The organism is Allobacillus halotolerans, from assembly GCF_018967645.1.
Classification (GTDB): Bacteria; Bacillota; Bacilli; order Bacillales; family Alkalibacillaceae; genus Allobacillus; species Allobacillus halotolerans.
In genome coordinates this window covers 88,819-103,791 of the sequence record NZ_JAHLZF010000009.1, presented here as the reverse complement: position 1 = coordinate 103,791, position 14,973 = coordinate 88,819, and the positions used below count along the sequence as shown (strand labels likewise).

Sequence of the window (14,973 nt, the reverse complement as noted above, 5' to 3'; positions counted from 1 at the left end):
CTTATGATTCGGGCGTTTTGGAGCCTCCTATTCGACCGGATCTCTTTCTCCTCTTGTGATTCGGGCTATTTTCCCAACTACGTGAACTAATAGTAATATGTCCAACGTTTTTTTCCACCTCTCTTGAAATTTTTTTGAAGTGCAGAAGAAATTCCTTTTTTCGAGATTAAGCTGTTACACCATTCATGCGTTTGAGAAACTGTGATTTTCATTTCAGGAAATAGCAATACAAAATCATTCACTGTCCGAACAACTGAATCAGCAAATGGTTCGTTCCACCCACAGTCATCACAGTAAACTGTTCTTCCTTCCAACTTAACGATGGATGAGCTGCATTTTCCACAAAGTATCCCTTTTTTTACTTGTTCATAAGAGTACGCTGGCTTTTTTTGAAATGGTGATTGATCTAAATGTTGTTCTATAAGTTTTTCCGCCAATCGCTTATGTACATGATTAAGACGTGATGGGATTGTTTGAAGATATTTTAAATGAGGATCAATTTGAGTGGGTAGGATCATTGAGGTATTTGGTGGCGCATTGAAAAGTGTGAAGTTCTTGTTTATAAAAATGACATGTGACTGAATCGGCCAGTTAAATCCTAGTTTTCGGATGAGCTGAGTTAATAGAGAAGTCGACCTTGCGATTTGATGCAGAGGGTTTTGAATTTCTTGTTGGGGAAATTTAAAGAATTTTTCTTGCTCGTAAATGAATTCACCGTGAAAGTTCTTCACCTCATAAACGAAAATTTTTTCTTGAGTAATCAGTAACGTATCGATTTGAAACACAGTCCCATTAAACGTCAATAATAAATCGTTCACCTGTAGATGTTTATTACTCAAACTTTCAAGCATGGAATCAAATAATCTTTCTCCTTCAAAACCTTTTTTAAGTTTAACTAAATCACTTTGCTTTTTCGGTGATAATGCTGTACGGTGAGCTAAAACTTCAAGCTGCAGAAGTTCCAAAGGTTTTGATCTTTCTTTATAGATCATTACTTATACACCCGTTTCTTTTTTTAAAATCATTATAGCTAAACGGAAGCCAGTTATGAAATTAGCGTAACTTCATCTTCTTTTAAAAAATAGTAAATTCAGCATCAGACCATGCTAAATTCCATTAAATAAGTAAAAGTAATTAAAAATCATAAAAAAAGCGAGCGTATCTCGCCCGCTTTTTAATCCAATATTCGATTGTTTTCATCTACATTTGCGACTTCATTCGTCTTCCGCTGGCTCGCGGATGATTCAAAACCTGTACCGTTACAGACCGTACACGTGTATTGCCATTTTTCATCATCCATTAACAAGCCGTCTCCGTCGCAAGCTCTGCATCTAAATTCATGTGCACTCATTCCTTGCCCTTCCTTCTACTGAGTATATCGGAAGTCACTTAGGCCATTTTACTTTGACGTTTCTTGACCCAGTTGATGACTCCTCCTTCTAGTAGAATGTCCATATGGCGTTCGGTTAATGCATGAGACACAGGAATCGTTAAGTCTTTTCCTTTCACTTTCACATCGAAATCTTTCTGTTTACGAATGGTTTCGCGAACATTTTCAAATTGAAGGATGTCTCCTTCTTCAAGTTTTTCGTAGTCTTCTTCATTTTTGAAGGTGATTGGTAAGATACCAAAGTTAATCAAGTTCTGTAAATGAATGCGTGCAAAGTCTTTCACCAATGCAACTTGAAGTCCTAAGAACCTTGGAGCCAGTGCAGCGTGTTCACGGCTGGAACCTTGACCATAGTTAAATCCGCCAACAACCGCATGGCCACCTTGATCTTTAATTTCCATCGCGCGGTCATAATAAGATTCATCAACAATCTCGAAGGAGAACGTAGCAATTTGTTGTAAGTTACTGCGATAAGGTAAAACTCTTGAACCACCAGCTAGAATTTCATCGGTTGAGATGTTATCTCCCATTTTCAATAAAATCGGCACTTCGAATTCGTCTTTGATTGGTTCGATCTCTGGAATCGAGCTGATATTCGGTCCTTTTTCAAGCTCTGCATGATCTTCTTTTCTCTCAGCAGGTGCTTCAAGTAGACTTTGTTCTTGTTTCAAGTTTTTATTTTCTGGTTCCTCGATATGCGGATAATCCATATCCAATGTTCTTGGATCGGTTATCTTGCCCGTTAATGCAGAAGCTGCTGCTGTTTCTGGGCTAACAAGGAAAACACTGTCTTCTTTTGTACCTGAACGTCCAGGAAAGTTACGCGGTGTCGTGCGTAAGCTATTTCTTCCTGTCGCTGGTGCCTGCCCCATTCCAATACAGCCGTTACAACCAGCTTGGTGCAGACGTCCACCAGCTGAAAGCAGACTGGCAATATGTCCGTTATCGACAAGGTTTGTCAGCATTTGTCTAGAAGACGGGTTGATGTCAAAAGAAAGTCCTTCGGCGACTGACTTTCCTTTTACAATCTCTGCAGCCATTGCAAAATCACGATAGCCTGGGTTTGCAGAAGAACCGATATAAGACTGATAAATTGGTTCGCCCTCTACCTCGGTTACCGGAACAACATTACCTGGACTTGATGGTAAAGCAATGAGTGGCTCAAGTTCTGACAAATTGATTTCTTCATCAATGTCATAAGTAGCATCTTCATCGGCCACTAGTTCTTGCCATTCATCTTCTCGGCCTTGGGTTCTCATATAACGTTTTACTTCATCATCGGAAGGAAATACAGTGGTCGTTGCACCGAGTTCAGCACCCATATTCGCGATGACGTGACGATCCATGGCAGATAGATTTTTTAAGCCAGGACCATAATACTCAATTACCTTGCCGACGCCACCTTTTACATCATGACGACGAAGCATCTCTAAAATGACGTCCTTAGCACTGACCCAGTCCGGTAGTTCTCCTGTTAAGCGAACACCCCACACTTGAGGCATATTGATGTAATACGGTTCACCGGCGATTGCCATAGCCACATCAATTCCACCGGCGCCCATCGCTAACATTCCCATACAACCATTCGCACACGTGTGGCTGTCAGAACCAAGCATCGTTCTACCTGGACGGCTTAATCGCTGCATGTGTACCGGGTGACTCACCCCGTTACCTGGACGACTGTAATATAGACCGAATCGGTTTGCCGCACTTCTTAAAAATAAATGGTCGTCAGGATTTCGGTAGTCATCTTGGATTAAGTTATGATCGACGTACTGCGCAGAGGCTTCCGTTTTTGCTTTATCAAGACCCATCGCCTCCAATTCAAGCATTACCATCGTTCCCGTTGCGTCCTGTGTTAACGTTTGGTCAATCTTTAGACCAATTTCTTTTCCGGGAACCATCTCACCTGAAGTCAAATGGTCTTGAATCAACTTTTGTGTAACATTTAGTCCCAATGCCATACTCCTTTCCATTCAATAGGTTATTATTCCTACCCATACTATGTCTATGTGTAAGTTTACCCTTTTTGCCTGTTGAATAAACAAGTGAACAATCAACCGTATCCACCTTACTGCTAGAAATTGCTTATTTTTCAGAAATCCATTTACGAACACACGTTCTTATACTATACTGTGAATTAACACGGAGGTGGATTCGATGGAATACGGTATCTTTCTAGTCATTATTGCTTTTAGTTCATTCATCGTCGCTTTATTATCCCTCATTGTGCAAATAATAATTGCGATTACAAAGAAAAAATAAAACCCAGACGAACGATTATCATTCGTCTGGGTAGCTTATTATTGAATTGCCCATTCTACTGCCTTTTTAGCATGTATAGTCGTCGTGTCGATCAACGGCAATTGAAAATCATCCTCTTTGATGAGTAATCCAATTTCCGTACAACCAAGCACGATTGCTTCAGCACCATTATGTTTTAACCCTTGCATAACTTTTATAAAGTAATCCTTAGAGGAATCATTTAGTTCGCCATGAACCAATTCCTCGAAAATGATTCGATTAATCTCGTCAATCTGGGGATCCGACGGTAAAACTGGATCAATATTTCGTTCCTTCAGTCGATCTTTGAAGAAATCAAGCTTCAACGTATACTTTGTCCCCAGTAAGCCAACTCGAGAAATCTTCATATTGTCTAACTCTTCAGCAACCGCATCAACAATATGAAGAAACGGCACTGAAATTTTTTCTTCGATCTGTTCAGCAACTTTATGCATTGTATTGGTAGCCAGCAACACGCCATCCGCGCCAGCTCTTTCTAAATTCAACGCCTCATTGCCCAGGATCTCGCCAGCTTTTTCCCAAACCCCCTGCGCTTGTAACTGTTCAATTTCATGAAAGTTCACACTCGATATCAAACAATTCGCTGAATGTAATCCACCAAAACGTTGATTTACCATCCGATTGATCATCTGGTAATACGTAACGGTCGACTCCCAGCTCATCCCTCCAAGAATGCCGATTTTTTTCATGAAGGACCTCCCTTCTTAATGGATAAATTTCATTTTCAATTGAAATCAAAATCATGTCATAAACAATCATTTCCCAGGAAATACTGTCGTTTAAAGCTTGAGATCTGTCGAATCAACCAACTGAATTCCTGTTTTTCGTAATTCTGACCAACCTTGCTCAGATACCTCTTCGAATCCAGGGATACAGCTCATTCCATCCGTCAACACGTATATTTGTTTCAAAAATTCATGATCCTCACGGTAATGATCAACGATTTGTTTCACTGACTCATAAACACAATGCGACTCAGCTTGTCCCGCAACGATAATTTTATCGAATTCACGTAAATAACTTAATAATGATTCATCTTTTTCACGACCAACTTCTGGTTGGACAATTCCATACATTTCACTGAACCCTTTTCCTTTAACGACTTTTTTAATCGGGTTGCCATGAACGAATGAATGGAAGTGAATAAACTTAGCGAACTGGCTCTCCAACATCACACCCGTTGTTCCCTCGATACAATGGTACGGCCATATGCATAACTGTTTTTGTCCATTTTCCTCTAATGCCTTCACATAAGCTAAACTATCTTCTTTATGTTTAACAGGCTGCCATTTGCCGGATTCTACATCTTCCACGGAAATAATCGTCATAGGCTCTGGATGATTGCCGTCCTCATCGATCCACCATGCCGCATGGAAAACTTGTTGGATGAAATGCGTATCCAGCGAAACTGCAATGTGTGAAATTTTATTAAAATGCTCATACAAAAAACGAAGTGTTCTTTCTAGATCTTTGAACGAATCTGGTACACCAAGTGCCCCACCTTCCAGAAAGTCATTTTGAAGATCGACACCCAAAAAAAGTATTTTTTCATCTGATTTTGATACCTGTTCGATTTCCGCCAGTTTCGCCAATTCATTTAGATCAACTGGATCATTTTCACCAAAACGGTTGATATCAATGATCTCCTCAAAAGTCGTTTTCATTGTTCCATCCCCCTATATAATGATCTCTCTCCATTATACACAAGAAAGATTTTGTTTTAATTTAAATCCTAAAATAAATAACTTTTAAAATATTCAGTATATTGCGTTGACTTATTTACTGATATCCAATATATTGGATATATGAAAACGCATACAAACTTTAAATCCATTAATAAAATTAGTTTATCCCAACACGTCTATCATGCGATTAAAGATGCCATTATCACCTTGGAGCTAGAACCAGGCCAGAAAATTCGGGATGTGGAACTAGCAGATAGCTTTGAGGTTAGCCGAACCCCCATACGGGAGGCACTCAAGCAATTAGAGTTGGAAGGTTTAGTCGAAACCAGACCAGCTTCTCACACTCGAATCAGCGAAATCGACGAGCAGGAGGTGAAAGAGTCATTCGTCGTTGTAGCCAATTTACATGCGCTCGCCACTAAACTAGCTATTCCTAATATGCTTCCAGAAGATTTATTAAAGTTGAAAGAATTGAACCAACAATTGGCCATAAAGATAAAGCAAAAAAACTCCCTGGAAGCGATTCAAGCAGATGATCAATTTCATAACTTATTCATTCGGTTAGCACGTAACAAAAAGATTGATGAATGCATCCAAAGCTTGCTCCCCCAAATTCGACGATTGGAATATCTCAAATTCGATTCTACACAAGCACAATACTCCATCCAAGATCACGAAAAAATCATTTATTATGTTGAAAATGGCAAAACAGAACAAGCTGCTTTAGCAGTTGAAGAGAATTGGTTAAGTTTGTCAAAACAATTGATCTAAGGAGGAATTTTCATGGAAACAATTCAGCGACTGGAAGTACATGATGAGAAAGTTTTAAATTGGGCAAGAGAGTTAATCGAGCAAAGCCCTTCTGCACGAATGGCTGGTCAGGAAGTCGTCAATGCTGTACGAAGAAATGAAATCTGGCGAGGAGATGAATGCCTGAACTTGCTTGCGCCTGAAGCACCGACAAGTCCAATTGTTCGTAAATTGCTGTCTGCAGAAGTCGGTACAAGGGCTGCTGAAGGTCACATTGGCTCTCTACAACGTTGGTTTGCCGGTACTCAATACATTGATGAAATCGAAGCTTTATGTATGGAATTATTGAAAAAAGCGTTTAACGTTAACTATGCAGATCATCGATTAATCGCCAGCATGATTGGAAACTTGACGGTTTATGGAACATTAACAGAGCCCGGAGATACGGTAATGACGATGTCACAGCCTGTTGGTGGCCATTCCAGTAACCGCTCGGATGGTCCGGCAGGAATTCGAGGTTTAAAGATTGAAGATATTCCGTTTGACTCCCATGAGTTAACAGTCGACCTTGATGCATTTGCTGAGAAAGCCAAAGCAATTCAACCTAAATTAGTCACACTAGGTGCTTCCATGACTCTCTTTCCATTTCCGATTCGTGAGATGGCTGACATCGTGTCTGAATGGGGCGGAAAAATTTACTTTGATGGTGCTCACCAACTCGGATTGATTGGCGCAGGATACTTCCAAGACCCTTTGAAAGAAGGAGCCGCCGTAATCACAGGTTCTGCTGGTAAAACCTTTTCAGGTCCTCAAAGTGGAATCATCCTATGGGACGATCCTGATTTGACTCAAGGAATTACCGATACAATATTCCCGGCACTTGCTGCTACCCACCAAGTCAATAGAGTTGCTGCTTTAGCTGTTTCTGCTGCGGAATTTATTGAATTTGGCAAGGAATACATGGGGCAAATCATCAAAAACGCTAAAGCCCTCGCTAAAGGACTTAATGATCGAGGGATTAGTGTATTGGGTGAACACAAAGGATACACAGAAACACACCAGGTAATTGCAAAAGTCGGCGAATTCGGTGGTGGATACGAAGTAGCTAACCGATTAGCTGAAGCCAATATCATCGTCAATAAAAACCTCATTCCAACAGATCGACCTGAAGATTGGGATAAACCAAGCGGGCTTCGCATCGGAACAATTGAAGCAACACGACTTGGTATGAAAGAAAAAGATATGGATTATATCGCTGAATTGATCTCCAAGATTGTAAAAAATGAAGACCAACCAACAAATGTTAAGAAAAAAGTGTTGGATTTGAGAAGGGATTTTAATACTTTTCATTACTGTTTTGAGGAATAATTTGAAAACAAGCGGCGTGTTGGCCGCTTGTTTTTTTGGTTTCTAATATAATGCATCAAAAATCCGTCCAGCTGAGTTTATCCCAGCCAAACGGATTCAGATTCAATCTATTATTGATTTCTCTCTGCTTCATTAGAAAATAACAGGTGCATGAATAAAGCTAAACCTACTATGAAGAACAAGGCAAAGCTCACTATTCCTGCCAACCAATTGGATGTATAATACCCAACTGTGATGGTAACGAAGATGGCAAACAGCATTGCTCCTACGGCACAGGCATATAAAGCTGCTCTTTGGTGCGTCATGTTTTTGTCTACTCTTATTTTTCTAGCGAGTAAAGAGTAAGTGAATAGCATTCCTCCGAGTACAGCATAGAAAAACATCGCTGGTGCTGCTGTCGTGTAAATGCCGAATAATGAAATATTCATAGACATCACTATGCCGAGTAGTAAAAAGCCAATTCCTGCTACCATTCCTGCAATCGATAGCTTATTGGTCATGGATGGATGTACGTGTTGCTCTGTTGACGTTCCATCCAATATATTTTTATTTTCGCAGCGATCTGTAAATCCTTGGAGGTTCTTCGTATTGACGATTGCTTCTTCAAAGGCATCTTGGTCGCTCACTCCGGATTGTTCAAATTCACGCATGCTTTCAGAAAGCTTCATGCTTATTTCTTCTTTTTTCTCTTTTACACGTTCGGTTTCATGTGCTTCGGCGTACAATTCGTCTACATAATCGTCTATTTCTCTTCGATGAGTCATTAACAATACCTCCCATGTTGCAAAACACTCACTTAGATTTTGTTCTTGGGTTCGGCTTACTGTTTATTTTCCCGATACAGAGATGTTTAAACACGTTAGCGAGCAAGGAGTGAGCTTATAACGACCTTTTACACGAGTAAAATAAGCTTTACGGAAGGTTGTTGTCCGACAATCACTACCCCATCTTGAGTGGTCAATTATGTCGGAGATTTTACCCATACTAAAAAAGTGGACCGCATCCTTTAGCGACCCACTCTTAAATTCTATATTTTCGTGCTTTCTAAATACAAAATAGCCTGTTCGGTTGATTCGACAAGTTCTTGATTCCCTTTGCTGCTTCTGATGGTAAGGGCATCTTGAAAGGCTTCCATTGCTTCTTCATACTGGCCCATTTCCATCAAACATTTGCCTTTGTGCTGAAAGGCAAAATCAATATACGCCGCGTCATTTTCGTATGCGGTGTGGAGTGCTTGCTCGAATAATGTTAAAGCCTTTGCGTGCTTGTTGGCATATTTTAATGACTCACCAAGACGTATGGTCGCAATGATTTCCTTCGTAAGATCTTTGTTTTCTTTCGCAATTTCCAAACTCACATTTAAGTATCCGATCGAGCGGTTTAATTTTCCGATCACTCGATAAAGATTCCCCATCGTTCCAGCTAAGAAAAAACGTTCATTGGAATCATCTTCATTGATGAATAAATGTTCCGCTTCATCGATTAATGCTTGGATCTTTTTCTTATCTCGTGCTTTTTCTCGTAAATAGTCATTTTCATCAAAATAGACTAAGCGTGGCACCCATTTTAATTTTTCTCTAAAACGAGCATTTTTCATATGTATCTAGGTTCCCCTTTTCTTTCTAATACGATGATACTAGTATAACGAAAAAAATGTAAACGTCCATAGATTCACAATCTATAGACGTTAGGCTAATTCTATTTCGTTGTTTTCACTAATAGATCGTTTAATTTAAACAAATCCACATTACCTCCGGATAAGACATTCACGACCGTTTTGCCTTTGATGTCTACATCACTGTTTAATGCTGCGGTCAGGGAAACAGCTGCGGACGGTTCAATCACTTGTTTCATTCGTTCATAAACGAAGCTCATTGCAAATCGAACATCGTCCTCTTTTACAACGATGAGATCGTCAATATATTTTTGTAAAATCGGAAACGTTAAATCGCCAGGTTGATCCGTTCGTAGACCATCGGCAATCGTGTTCGCTGGGTTTCCGGCTGTCATAATCTTACCTTCTTGCAATGAGACAGCTGTGTCATTCGCGAGTTCTGGTTCGACGCCATAAACCTTAATGTTTGGGTTGATTTCTTTAATTGCCGTCAAGATTCCTGCAACTAAACCGCCACCGCCGACTGGAACAAAAACGATATCTACATCTTGTACCTGCTCAGTAATTTCTAAGCCGACTGTTCCTTGGCCCGCGATAATATCTGGATGATCGTAAGGTGGAATAAATACACCATCATTTTCTTTTGCGACTTCCTTCGCTTTCGGAATTCGATCGGCTGACGTAGTTCCCGCAAACTCTACGTTCCCATTATAATTTCGAATGGCATTCACTTTGCTCTCTGTAGCGTCTGTTGGAACGACAATGGTGGCAGGAATGCCTAACTGATTCGAAATATAGGCAACGGCCTGCCCGTGGTTACCAGAAGAGGCAGCGGTAATGTATTTTGCGCCTTCTTTCTCGGCATTGATCACCCTGTTCGTTGCTCCACGAATCTTAAATGAGCCTGTTTTTTGCAAATGCTCCGATTTGAAAAGCATATTCGCTCCTGTCATTTCTGATAACTGAGAGGATCGAAGAATACGCGTTTTGTGAATCGTCTCAGCGATTTGTTCCCTCGCTCTCAAGACATCCTCTAATGAGACCATAAAATTTCCTCCTTTTGATTTAATGTACTCATGACCGTTCTTTGAATATCTTGTTCGTCATTTTCCCGATAAACAAGTCGGTTAACCGATTTTTCTATCAACTATAGATAAAAGTCTTCTATAATTCACCCTGAAATATTCAATCATGTCTTTGTCATTCCATATTCGCAATTGGAATATCCGTTTCGAGTTTTCCTGTAAGTGTTGATTGTTGAAAATCATTTCCCTTCAACCATTGTTGAAAATCAAAAACTTCAGGTTGCTGGTTTCCGCCAAGTGATATCCATGCTTTCAACGCTCGCGGTTGATATAGTGACGTATGAATCGTTCCCGACCAGCTTTTGTAATTGTCCGAGAAAATTCCTTTGTCCTTCGCATTAAATGTTTCAAATGCCTTTTCAGGTGAAAGCATCGAAGATTTAAGTTCACTGATTTTGTCCAATCGTGTTTGGGACTCTTTGATATGATGTCGATTCTCTTTTTCTTGCGTGAGAAAGTGATTGGTACATTCACTTGCTTGCCGTACGGTTACATCTCTTGGACTGGCTTCAATAATATAATGCTCACCAGTTTGATCGAGTAAAATATAACTAAAGGCATTTCGATGCGGCAATTCTTTGATGAGCTGAACGGCTTGATCGACATTTTCACACAGCTCCAAAATCATTCGCGAGATCATATAGCATACGAACCCATCCTTTGTTTTTTTACGATGCGTAAAGTTGTATCCGATCGCTAGGCCGTACTCATTCATGCCATCCATTCGTCCCGTCACTCTTGAGCTTGGTCCAATCACCGCCAGACCTCCATCGGTCGGTTGATAAACCATATACCGTCCATCGTAAGTTACCGGTTGAAAATCATAATTTCTGACTAAAAATTCATCTTGGACAAATACTGAACAGCCGCTTCTTTCTGGTTCCATCCGATATCCACCAAAGTCTCGCAAAATATTCTCAAGTGGTTGTTTAGATCCGTCAGAAATGCCCTCAAATTCATCCCAAATTTTTGGAGCAAATTGCAGAAAAGCTGATTTCGCTTCCTGAACGTCTATGTTGAATCGTGGTCGTTTTAATTTCCAATATTTATGGCGCGTCTTTAAGATAGGCGAGTCGCTTAATTCTTCGCCTTGTCGATAACCCAGTTCATAATGAGTCCCTCGAAATTGTCGTAGATCGCTTTGAATCGTTATCATAAATAATCACCTACCGAAAGTATATCATGAATGCCTGAAGTAATTCTTTATAAATTAAATTTTCTGAAACTGTTTAAATACAAAAAGGTTGGGGATAACTCACTATGTAAGAAATAAAATCCAAGGAGGTCATAAACGTGTCTCATCAAGAAAATCAACAATTAATTCAAACACTTCATGAATGTGTTGCAGCATGTAATCACTGCTTTGATGCATGTCTTCAGGAAGATAATGTGAAGATGATGGCTGAATGTATCAAGCTCGACCGCGAATGTGCGGATATCTGTGCATTTTTCGAACAAGCCCTTTCTCAAAACACAAAGTATAAAAAAGAACTCGCGCAACTTTGCGCACAGGTTTGTGAAGATTGTGCAACAGAATGTGAAAAACACGAGCATGATCACTGTAAAGAATGTGCAGAGGCTTGCCGCAAGTGTGCGGAAGCTTGTAAACAAGTTGCATAATAGAGTTACATTGAGCCTTAAACGTAATTATTATTTCATATCCCTAGTCGCAAAAGTGGCTAGGGATATTTTGATGAGATCCTTTAAATATGTTTGCGAAGACTGATTTTATCGTTGCCGTCTGGTCTTAAGTAGCGATATGGATTCTCTAGGACCGAATTCATTTGCTCGGCGTTCGATCAGGCGTCGAGACGAGTTCTCTTCGACCAAACTCTTTCCTCTTACATGTAATCGGTCGTGGAGTTCTTCATTCAGTAACTACTTGATTTAAATTCAGATGATGAAAAAATTATTGATGTTACACTTTTCTCCTCTCTCATTTCACAAAAAATGTTATATTAATGAGAATAATTTTCATTTACCTCTTGATTTCTTAAAACTTTCATTATAATATTTACCTTAGCGACAATGATAATCATTATCAATTGCATGTACCAGTTTTAAAGAGGACGGCGCATTTTCTTTATTGGCAAACCCTAGGGGAATTACGAAATGAAAGTATGATTAGCAATGAAAATTAGATACTTAGTGATCGCTTTAGTTGTATTCTCAGTAAGCTCTGTTTTTATCGGAGTTTCAAGTATTAGCTTAACTGATATTTTCCATTTAAATGAATTTCAGCAACAGATTTTATTGCACAGCCGACTTCCTCGTTTAATCAGTATCATCATCGCGGGAGCGAGCATGGCCATTTGTGGATTGATTATGCAGCAGTTAAGCCGAAACAAATTTGTTTCTCCAACGACGGCTGGAACGATGGATTCAGCAAGATTAGGTATTCTCGTATCCATGCTTGCATTCTCAGCGGCAAATCCACTCTTCCGGGTAGGTAGCGCTTTTTTCTTTGCTTTGCTCGGTACATTTCTATTTATGAAATTACTCGATAAGATCAAATTCAAAGACGCGATATTCATTCCATTGGTCGGAATCATGTTCGGAAATATCATCGGTTCAATCACAATGTTTTTTGCTTATAAAAACGATATGATTCAAACGATTACTGCCTGGTTGCAAGGTGACTTTTCGATGATCTTATCTGGAAGCTATGAGCTGTTATACATAAGTATTCCAGCACTATTCATCGCTTACTTTTTTGCGAATAAGTTCACGATTGCCGGGATGGGTGAGGATTTTTCCATTAACCTTGGAATGAATCATAAACGAGTGGTTAATGTCGGGTTGATCATTGTTGCCGTATCGACTTCTGTCGTTGTGTTGACAGTTGGGGTCATTCCATTTTTAGGATTGATCATTCCGAATATCGTCTCCATTTATCAGGGAGATAATTTACGTAGTAATCTACCACATACCGCTTTACTCGGCGCTGTGTTTGTCTTGTTTTGTGACATTTTAGGAAGAGTGTTGATTTATCCTTACGAGATTCCAATCGGATTAACGGTCGGTGTGATTGGAAGCGGCATGTTCATTTATCTTTTATTACGGAGAAAGAAATATGCGTAATTCAACCAAACTAGTCATTTTATCCGTTTTGGCAGTCGTGCTCATTTTAGCCTTCCTTTTCACCGACCTAGGAAGCAACTGGGATTATATTTTGCCAAAACGTACGATGAAAATTATTTCGATAATCTTGACAGGCAGTGCCATTGCCTTTTCGACCGTTATCTTTCAAACAATTACGAACAACCGGATTCTGACACCAAGTATTATTGGGTTGGACTCACTTTATTTATTGATTCAAACGTTTATCATCTTTTTATTCGGTTCAACACATATGACCTTAATGAACCAACATGTGAATTTCTTCATCTCTGTTATTTTAATGATTTTATTCTCTTTAGGCCTCTATCATTTTTTATTCAAACGAGAAGGTAATATTTATTTCCTGTTATTGATTGGATTGATTTTCGGGACATTTTTCTCAAGTTTATCTGACTTCATGCAAGTGTTGATTGATCCGAATGAATTTCAAATTGTTCAAGATGCAATGTTTGCGAGCTTTAATAACGTCAATACCGAACTATTTTATGTAGCTCTTTTGATCATGGGACTAGCGACATTATACTTTTTGAAATTCGAAAAATACTTAGATGTTCTTTCGCTTGGAAAAGATACAGCCATTAACTTAGGTGTCGACTATGACAGGGTCGTTCAACGACTTTTTATCATCATTGCAATCTTGATCTCCGTTGCTACTGTTCTCGTTGGCCCAATTACTTTTTTAGGCTTATTGGTCGCAAACGTAGCATATGAGTTCTTGAAAACGTATCGACATCGCATACTGATTCTTGGTGCCATTCTGATCAGCATCATCGCTTTAGTGGCTGGCCAGCTGATCGTTGAACGAATTTTCACCTTCTCAACGACGATTAGCGTCATTATTAACTTCATCGGTGGAGTGTACTTCATCTACCTTCTATTAAAGGAGAGTCGAGCATGATTAAAGTAAAAAACTTATCCAAAAAATATAATGATAAAACCGTTGTAGACAATGTTTCCGTCAATATTAAAAAAGGAAAAATCACATCCTTCATTGGGCCGAATGGTGCGGGGAAAAGTACGTTACTCTCAGCCGTGAGCCGACTGATTAAACATGATGTCGGTGAAATCATGATCGATAAAAAAGAGATCAACAGCTGGAAAAGTAACGAGCTATCCAAAAAGGTTGCGATTCTAAAGCAAGCCAACAACTTGAATGTTCGCCTGACGATTCGAGAACTCGTATCTTTTGGTCGCTTTCCCTACTCCCAAGGTAATTTGACTCAAGAGGACTGGGATAAAGTCGATGAAGCGTTGTCGTTTATGGAGCTTCACGAAATCGAAAATCAATTTTTGGATGAGCTCAGTGGTGGTCAACGCCAACGTGCATTCATCGCCATGGTCATCGCTCAGGACACCGAATATATTTTGCTCGATGAACCATTAAACAACTTGGATATGAAGCATTCTGTACAAATCATGAAAGTATTAAGACGACTTGTTGATGAATTAGGGAAAACAGTTATTCTCGTTATTCATGATATCAACTTTGCATCATTTTATTCAGACTATGTAGTTGCTTTGAAAAATGGTGAGATCATCCGCCAAGGACCAACGAATGAAATCATTGAACAAGGAACATTAAAAGAAATATATGATATGGACATTCCGATTAAACAAATCGATAAATGTAGAGTTTGTGTTTATTTTGCTTAATTA

At 39.5% G+C, this 14,973-nt stretch carries 16 protein-coding genes; 7 read left to right on the top strand and 9 right to left on the bottom strand.

What is annotated here, in order from left to right:
• Nucleotides 1–86 precede the first annotated feature (86 nt).
• The 3 genes from KQ486_RS07860 to KQ486_RS07850 form a co-directional block, all read right to left on the bottom strand.
• Entirely contained in the window at nucleotides 87–992 is a 906-nt protein-coding gene (locus KQ486_RS07860) for a nuclease-related domain-containing protein (protein WP_216687275.1), read from the bottom strand.
• 182 nt (nucleotides 993–1,174) lie between these two features.
• Nucleotides 1,175–1,351: a hypothetical protein gene (locus KQ486_RS07855; RefSeq protein ID WP_216687274.1), complete on the bottom strand. Its 177-nt coding sequence runs from the start codon at nucleotides 1,349–1,351 to the stop codon at nucleotides 1,175–1,177.
• A 38-nt stretch (nucleotides 1,352–1,389) separates the two neighbouring features.
• Nucleotides 1,390–3,348 (bottom strand): aconitate hydratase, encoded by a 1,959-nt coding sequence (locus tag KQ486_RS07850; RefSeq protein ID WP_216687273.1) that lies wholly within the window; start codon nucleotides 3,346–3,348, stop codon nucleotides 1,390–1,392.
• A 202-nt stretch (nucleotides 3,349–3,550) separates the two neighbouring features.
• On the opposite strand from KQ486_RS07850, the gene KQ486_RS14355 reads away from it, so the two are divergent.
• The gene (locus KQ486_RS14355) at nucleotides 3,551–3,655 is read left to right on the top strand and encodes a putative holin-like toxin (RefSeq protein WP_222103059.1); all 105 of its coding nucleotides are present in this window, start codon (nucleotides 3,551–3,553) and stop codon (nucleotides 3,653–3,655) included.
• Between the two features lie 38 nt (nucleotides 3,656–3,693).
• Here the strand turns inward: KQ486_RS14355 and KQ486_RS07845 are convergent, their stop codons facing one another.
• The gene (locus KQ486_RS07845; protein ID WP_216687272.1) at nucleotides 3,694–4,383 is read right to left on the bottom strand and encodes an aspartate/glutamate racemase family protein; all 690 of its coding nucleotides are present in this window, start codon (nucleotides 4,381–4,383) and stop codon (nucleotides 3,694–3,696) included.
• Nucleotides 4,384–4,473: 90 nt separating this feature from the next.
• Complete coding sequence (locus KQ486_RS07840) at nucleotides 4,474–5,358, bottom strand: cysteine hydrolase family protein (protein WP_216687271.1); 885 nt, start codon at nucleotides 5,356–5,358, stop codon at nucleotides 4,474–4,476.
• 141 nt (nucleotides 5,359–5,499) lie between these two features.
• Here KQ486_RS07840 and KQ486_RS07835 point away from each other — a divergent pair, with 141 nt between their 5' ends.
• The gene (locus KQ486_RS07835) at nucleotides 5,500–6,150 is read left to right on the top strand and encodes a GntR family transcriptional regulator (protein ID WP_144162369.1); all 651 of its coding nucleotides are present in this window, start codon (nucleotides 5,500–5,502) and stop codon (nucleotides 6,148–6,150) included.
• Nucleotides 6,151–6,162: 12 nt separating this feature from the next.
• Complete coding sequence (gene glyA, locus KQ486_RS07830; RefSeq protein ID WP_216687270.1) at nucleotides 6,163–7,497, top strand: serine hydroxymethyltransferase; 1,335 nt, start codon at nucleotides 6,163–6,165, stop codon at nucleotides 7,495–7,497.
• A 110-nt stretch (nucleotides 7,498–7,607) separates the two neighbouring features.
• Here glyA and KQ486_RS07825 read toward each other — a convergent pair whose 3' ends face one another.
• The 4 genes from KQ486_RS07825 to KQ486_RS07810 all read right to left on the bottom strand — a co-directional run bounded on the left by KQ486_RS07825 (nucleotide 7,608) and on the right by KQ486_RS07810 (nucleotide 11,353).
• Nucleotides 7,608–8,261: a hypothetical protein gene (locus tag KQ486_RS07825; protein ID WP_144162366.1), complete on the bottom strand. Its 654-nt coding sequence runs from the start codon at nucleotides 8,259–8,261 to the stop codon at nucleotides 7,608–7,610.
• Between the two features lie 263 nt (nucleotides 8,262–8,524).
• On the bottom strand, nucleotides 8,525–9,094 hold the full coding sequence (locus tag KQ486_RS07820) for a tetratricopeptide repeat protein (RefSeq protein WP_216687269.1): 570 nt from the start codon (nucleotides 9,092–9,094) through the stop codon (nucleotides 8,525–8,527).
• A gap of 101 nt (nucleotides 9,095–9,195) precedes the next feature.
• Nucleotides 9,196–10,158 (bottom strand): threonine/serine dehydratase family protein, encoded by a 963-nt coding sequence (locus KQ486_RS07815; protein WP_216687268.1) that lies wholly within the window; start codon nucleotides 10,156–10,158, stop codon nucleotides 9,196–9,198.
• A gap of 154 nt (nucleotides 10,159–10,312) precedes the next feature.
• Nucleotides 10,313–11,353, bottom strand: coding sequence for a C45 family autoproteolytic acyltransferase/hydrolase (locus KQ486_RS07810; RefSeq protein ID WP_216687267.1), 1,041 nt, complete (start codon nucleotides 11,351–11,353; stop codon nucleotides 10,313–10,315).
• 137 nt (nucleotides 11,354–11,490) lie between these two features.
• Between KQ486_RS07810 and KQ486_RS07805 the strand changes: the two genes are divergently transcribed.
• The 4 genes from KQ486_RS07805 (at nucleotide 11,491) to KQ486_RS07790 (ending at nucleotide 14,970) form a co-directional block, all read left to right on the top strand.
• Complete coding sequence (locus KQ486_RS07805) at nucleotides 11,491–11,817, top strand: four-helix bundle copper-binding protein (RefSeq protein ID WP_216687266.1); 327 nt, start codon at nucleotides 11,491–11,493, stop codon at nucleotides 11,815–11,817.
• A 510-nt stretch (nucleotides 11,818–12,327) separates the two neighbouring features.
• Nucleotides 12,328–13,278: an ABC transporter permease gene (locus tag KQ486_RS07800; protein ID WP_216687265.1), complete on the top strand. Its 951-nt coding sequence runs from the start codon at nucleotides 12,328–12,330 to the stop codon at nucleotides 13,276–13,278.
• Nucleotides 13,271–14,215: an iron chelate uptake ABC transporter family permease subunit gene (locus KQ486_RS07795; RefSeq protein ID WP_216687264.1), complete on the top strand. Its 945-nt coding sequence runs from the start codon at nucleotides 13,271–13,273 to the stop codon at nucleotides 14,213–14,215. The genes KQ486_RS07800 and KQ486_RS07795 overlap by 8 nt, the downstream gene beginning before the upstream one ends.
• The gene (locus KQ486_RS07790; protein ID WP_216687263.1) at nucleotides 14,212–14,970 is read left to right on the top strand and encodes an iron ABC transporter ATP-binding protein; all 759 of its coding nucleotides are present in this window, start codon (nucleotides 14,212–14,214) and stop codon (nucleotides 14,968–14,970) included. The genes KQ486_RS07795 and KQ486_RS07790 overlap by 4 nt, the downstream gene beginning before the upstream one ends.
• Nucleotides 14,971–14,973 lie beyond the last annotated feature (3 nt).

Coding starts and splice junctions, on each gene's coding strand:
- KQ486_RS07835 (WP_144162369.1), top strand. CDS start 5,500: ATGAAAACGCATACAAACTTTAAATCCATTAATAAAATTAGTTTATCC.
- KQ486_RS07810 (WP_216687267.1), bottom strand. CDS start 11,353: ATGATAACGATTCAAAGCGATCTACGACAATTTCGAGGGACTCATTAT.
- KQ486_RS07790 (WP_216687263.1), top strand. CDS start 14,212: ATGATTAAAGTAAAAAACTTATCCAAAAAATATAATGATAAAACCGTT.
- KQ486_RS07795 (WP_216687264.1), top strand. CDS start 13,271: ATGCGTAATTCAACCAAACTAGTCATTTTATCCGTTTTGGCAGTCGTG.
- KQ486_RS07820 (WP_216687269.1), bottom strand. CDS start 9,094: ATGAAAAATGCTCGTTTTAGAGAAAAATTAAAATGGGTGCCACGCTTA.
- KQ486_RS07845 (WP_216687272.1), bottom strand. CDS start 4,383: ATGAAAAAAATCGGCATTCTTGGAGGGATGAGCTGGGAGTCGACCGTT.
- glyA (WP_216687270.1), top strand. CDS start 6,163: ATGGAAACAATTCAGCGACTGGAAGTACATGATGAGAAAGTTTTAAAT.
- KQ486_RS07855 (WP_216687274.1), bottom strand. CDS start 1,351: ATGAGTGCACATGAATTTAGATGCAGAGCTTGCGACGGAGACGGCTTG.
- KQ486_RS14355 (WP_222103059.1), top strand. CDS start 3,551: ATGGAATACGGTATCTTTCTAGTCATTATTGCTTTTAGTTCATTCATC.
- KQ486_RS07860 (WP_216687275.1), bottom strand. CDS start 992: ATGATCTATAAAGAAAGATCAAAACCTTTGGAACTTCTGCAGCTTGAA.
- KQ486_RS07800 (WP_216687265.1), top strand. CDS start 12,328: ATGAAAATTAGATACTTAGTGATCGCTTTAGTTGTATTCTCAGTAAGC.
- KQ486_RS07840 (WP_216687271.1), bottom strand. CDS start 5,358: ATGAAAACGACTTTTGAGGAGATCATTGATATCAACCGTTTTGGTGAA.
- KQ486_RS07825 (WP_144162366.1), bottom strand. CDS start 8,261: ATGACTCATCGAAGAGAAATAGACGATTATGTAGACGAATTGTACGCC.
- KQ486_RS07815 (WP_216687268.1), bottom strand. CDS start 10,158: ATGGTCTCATTAGAGGATGTCTTGAGAGCGAGGGAACAAATCGCTGAG.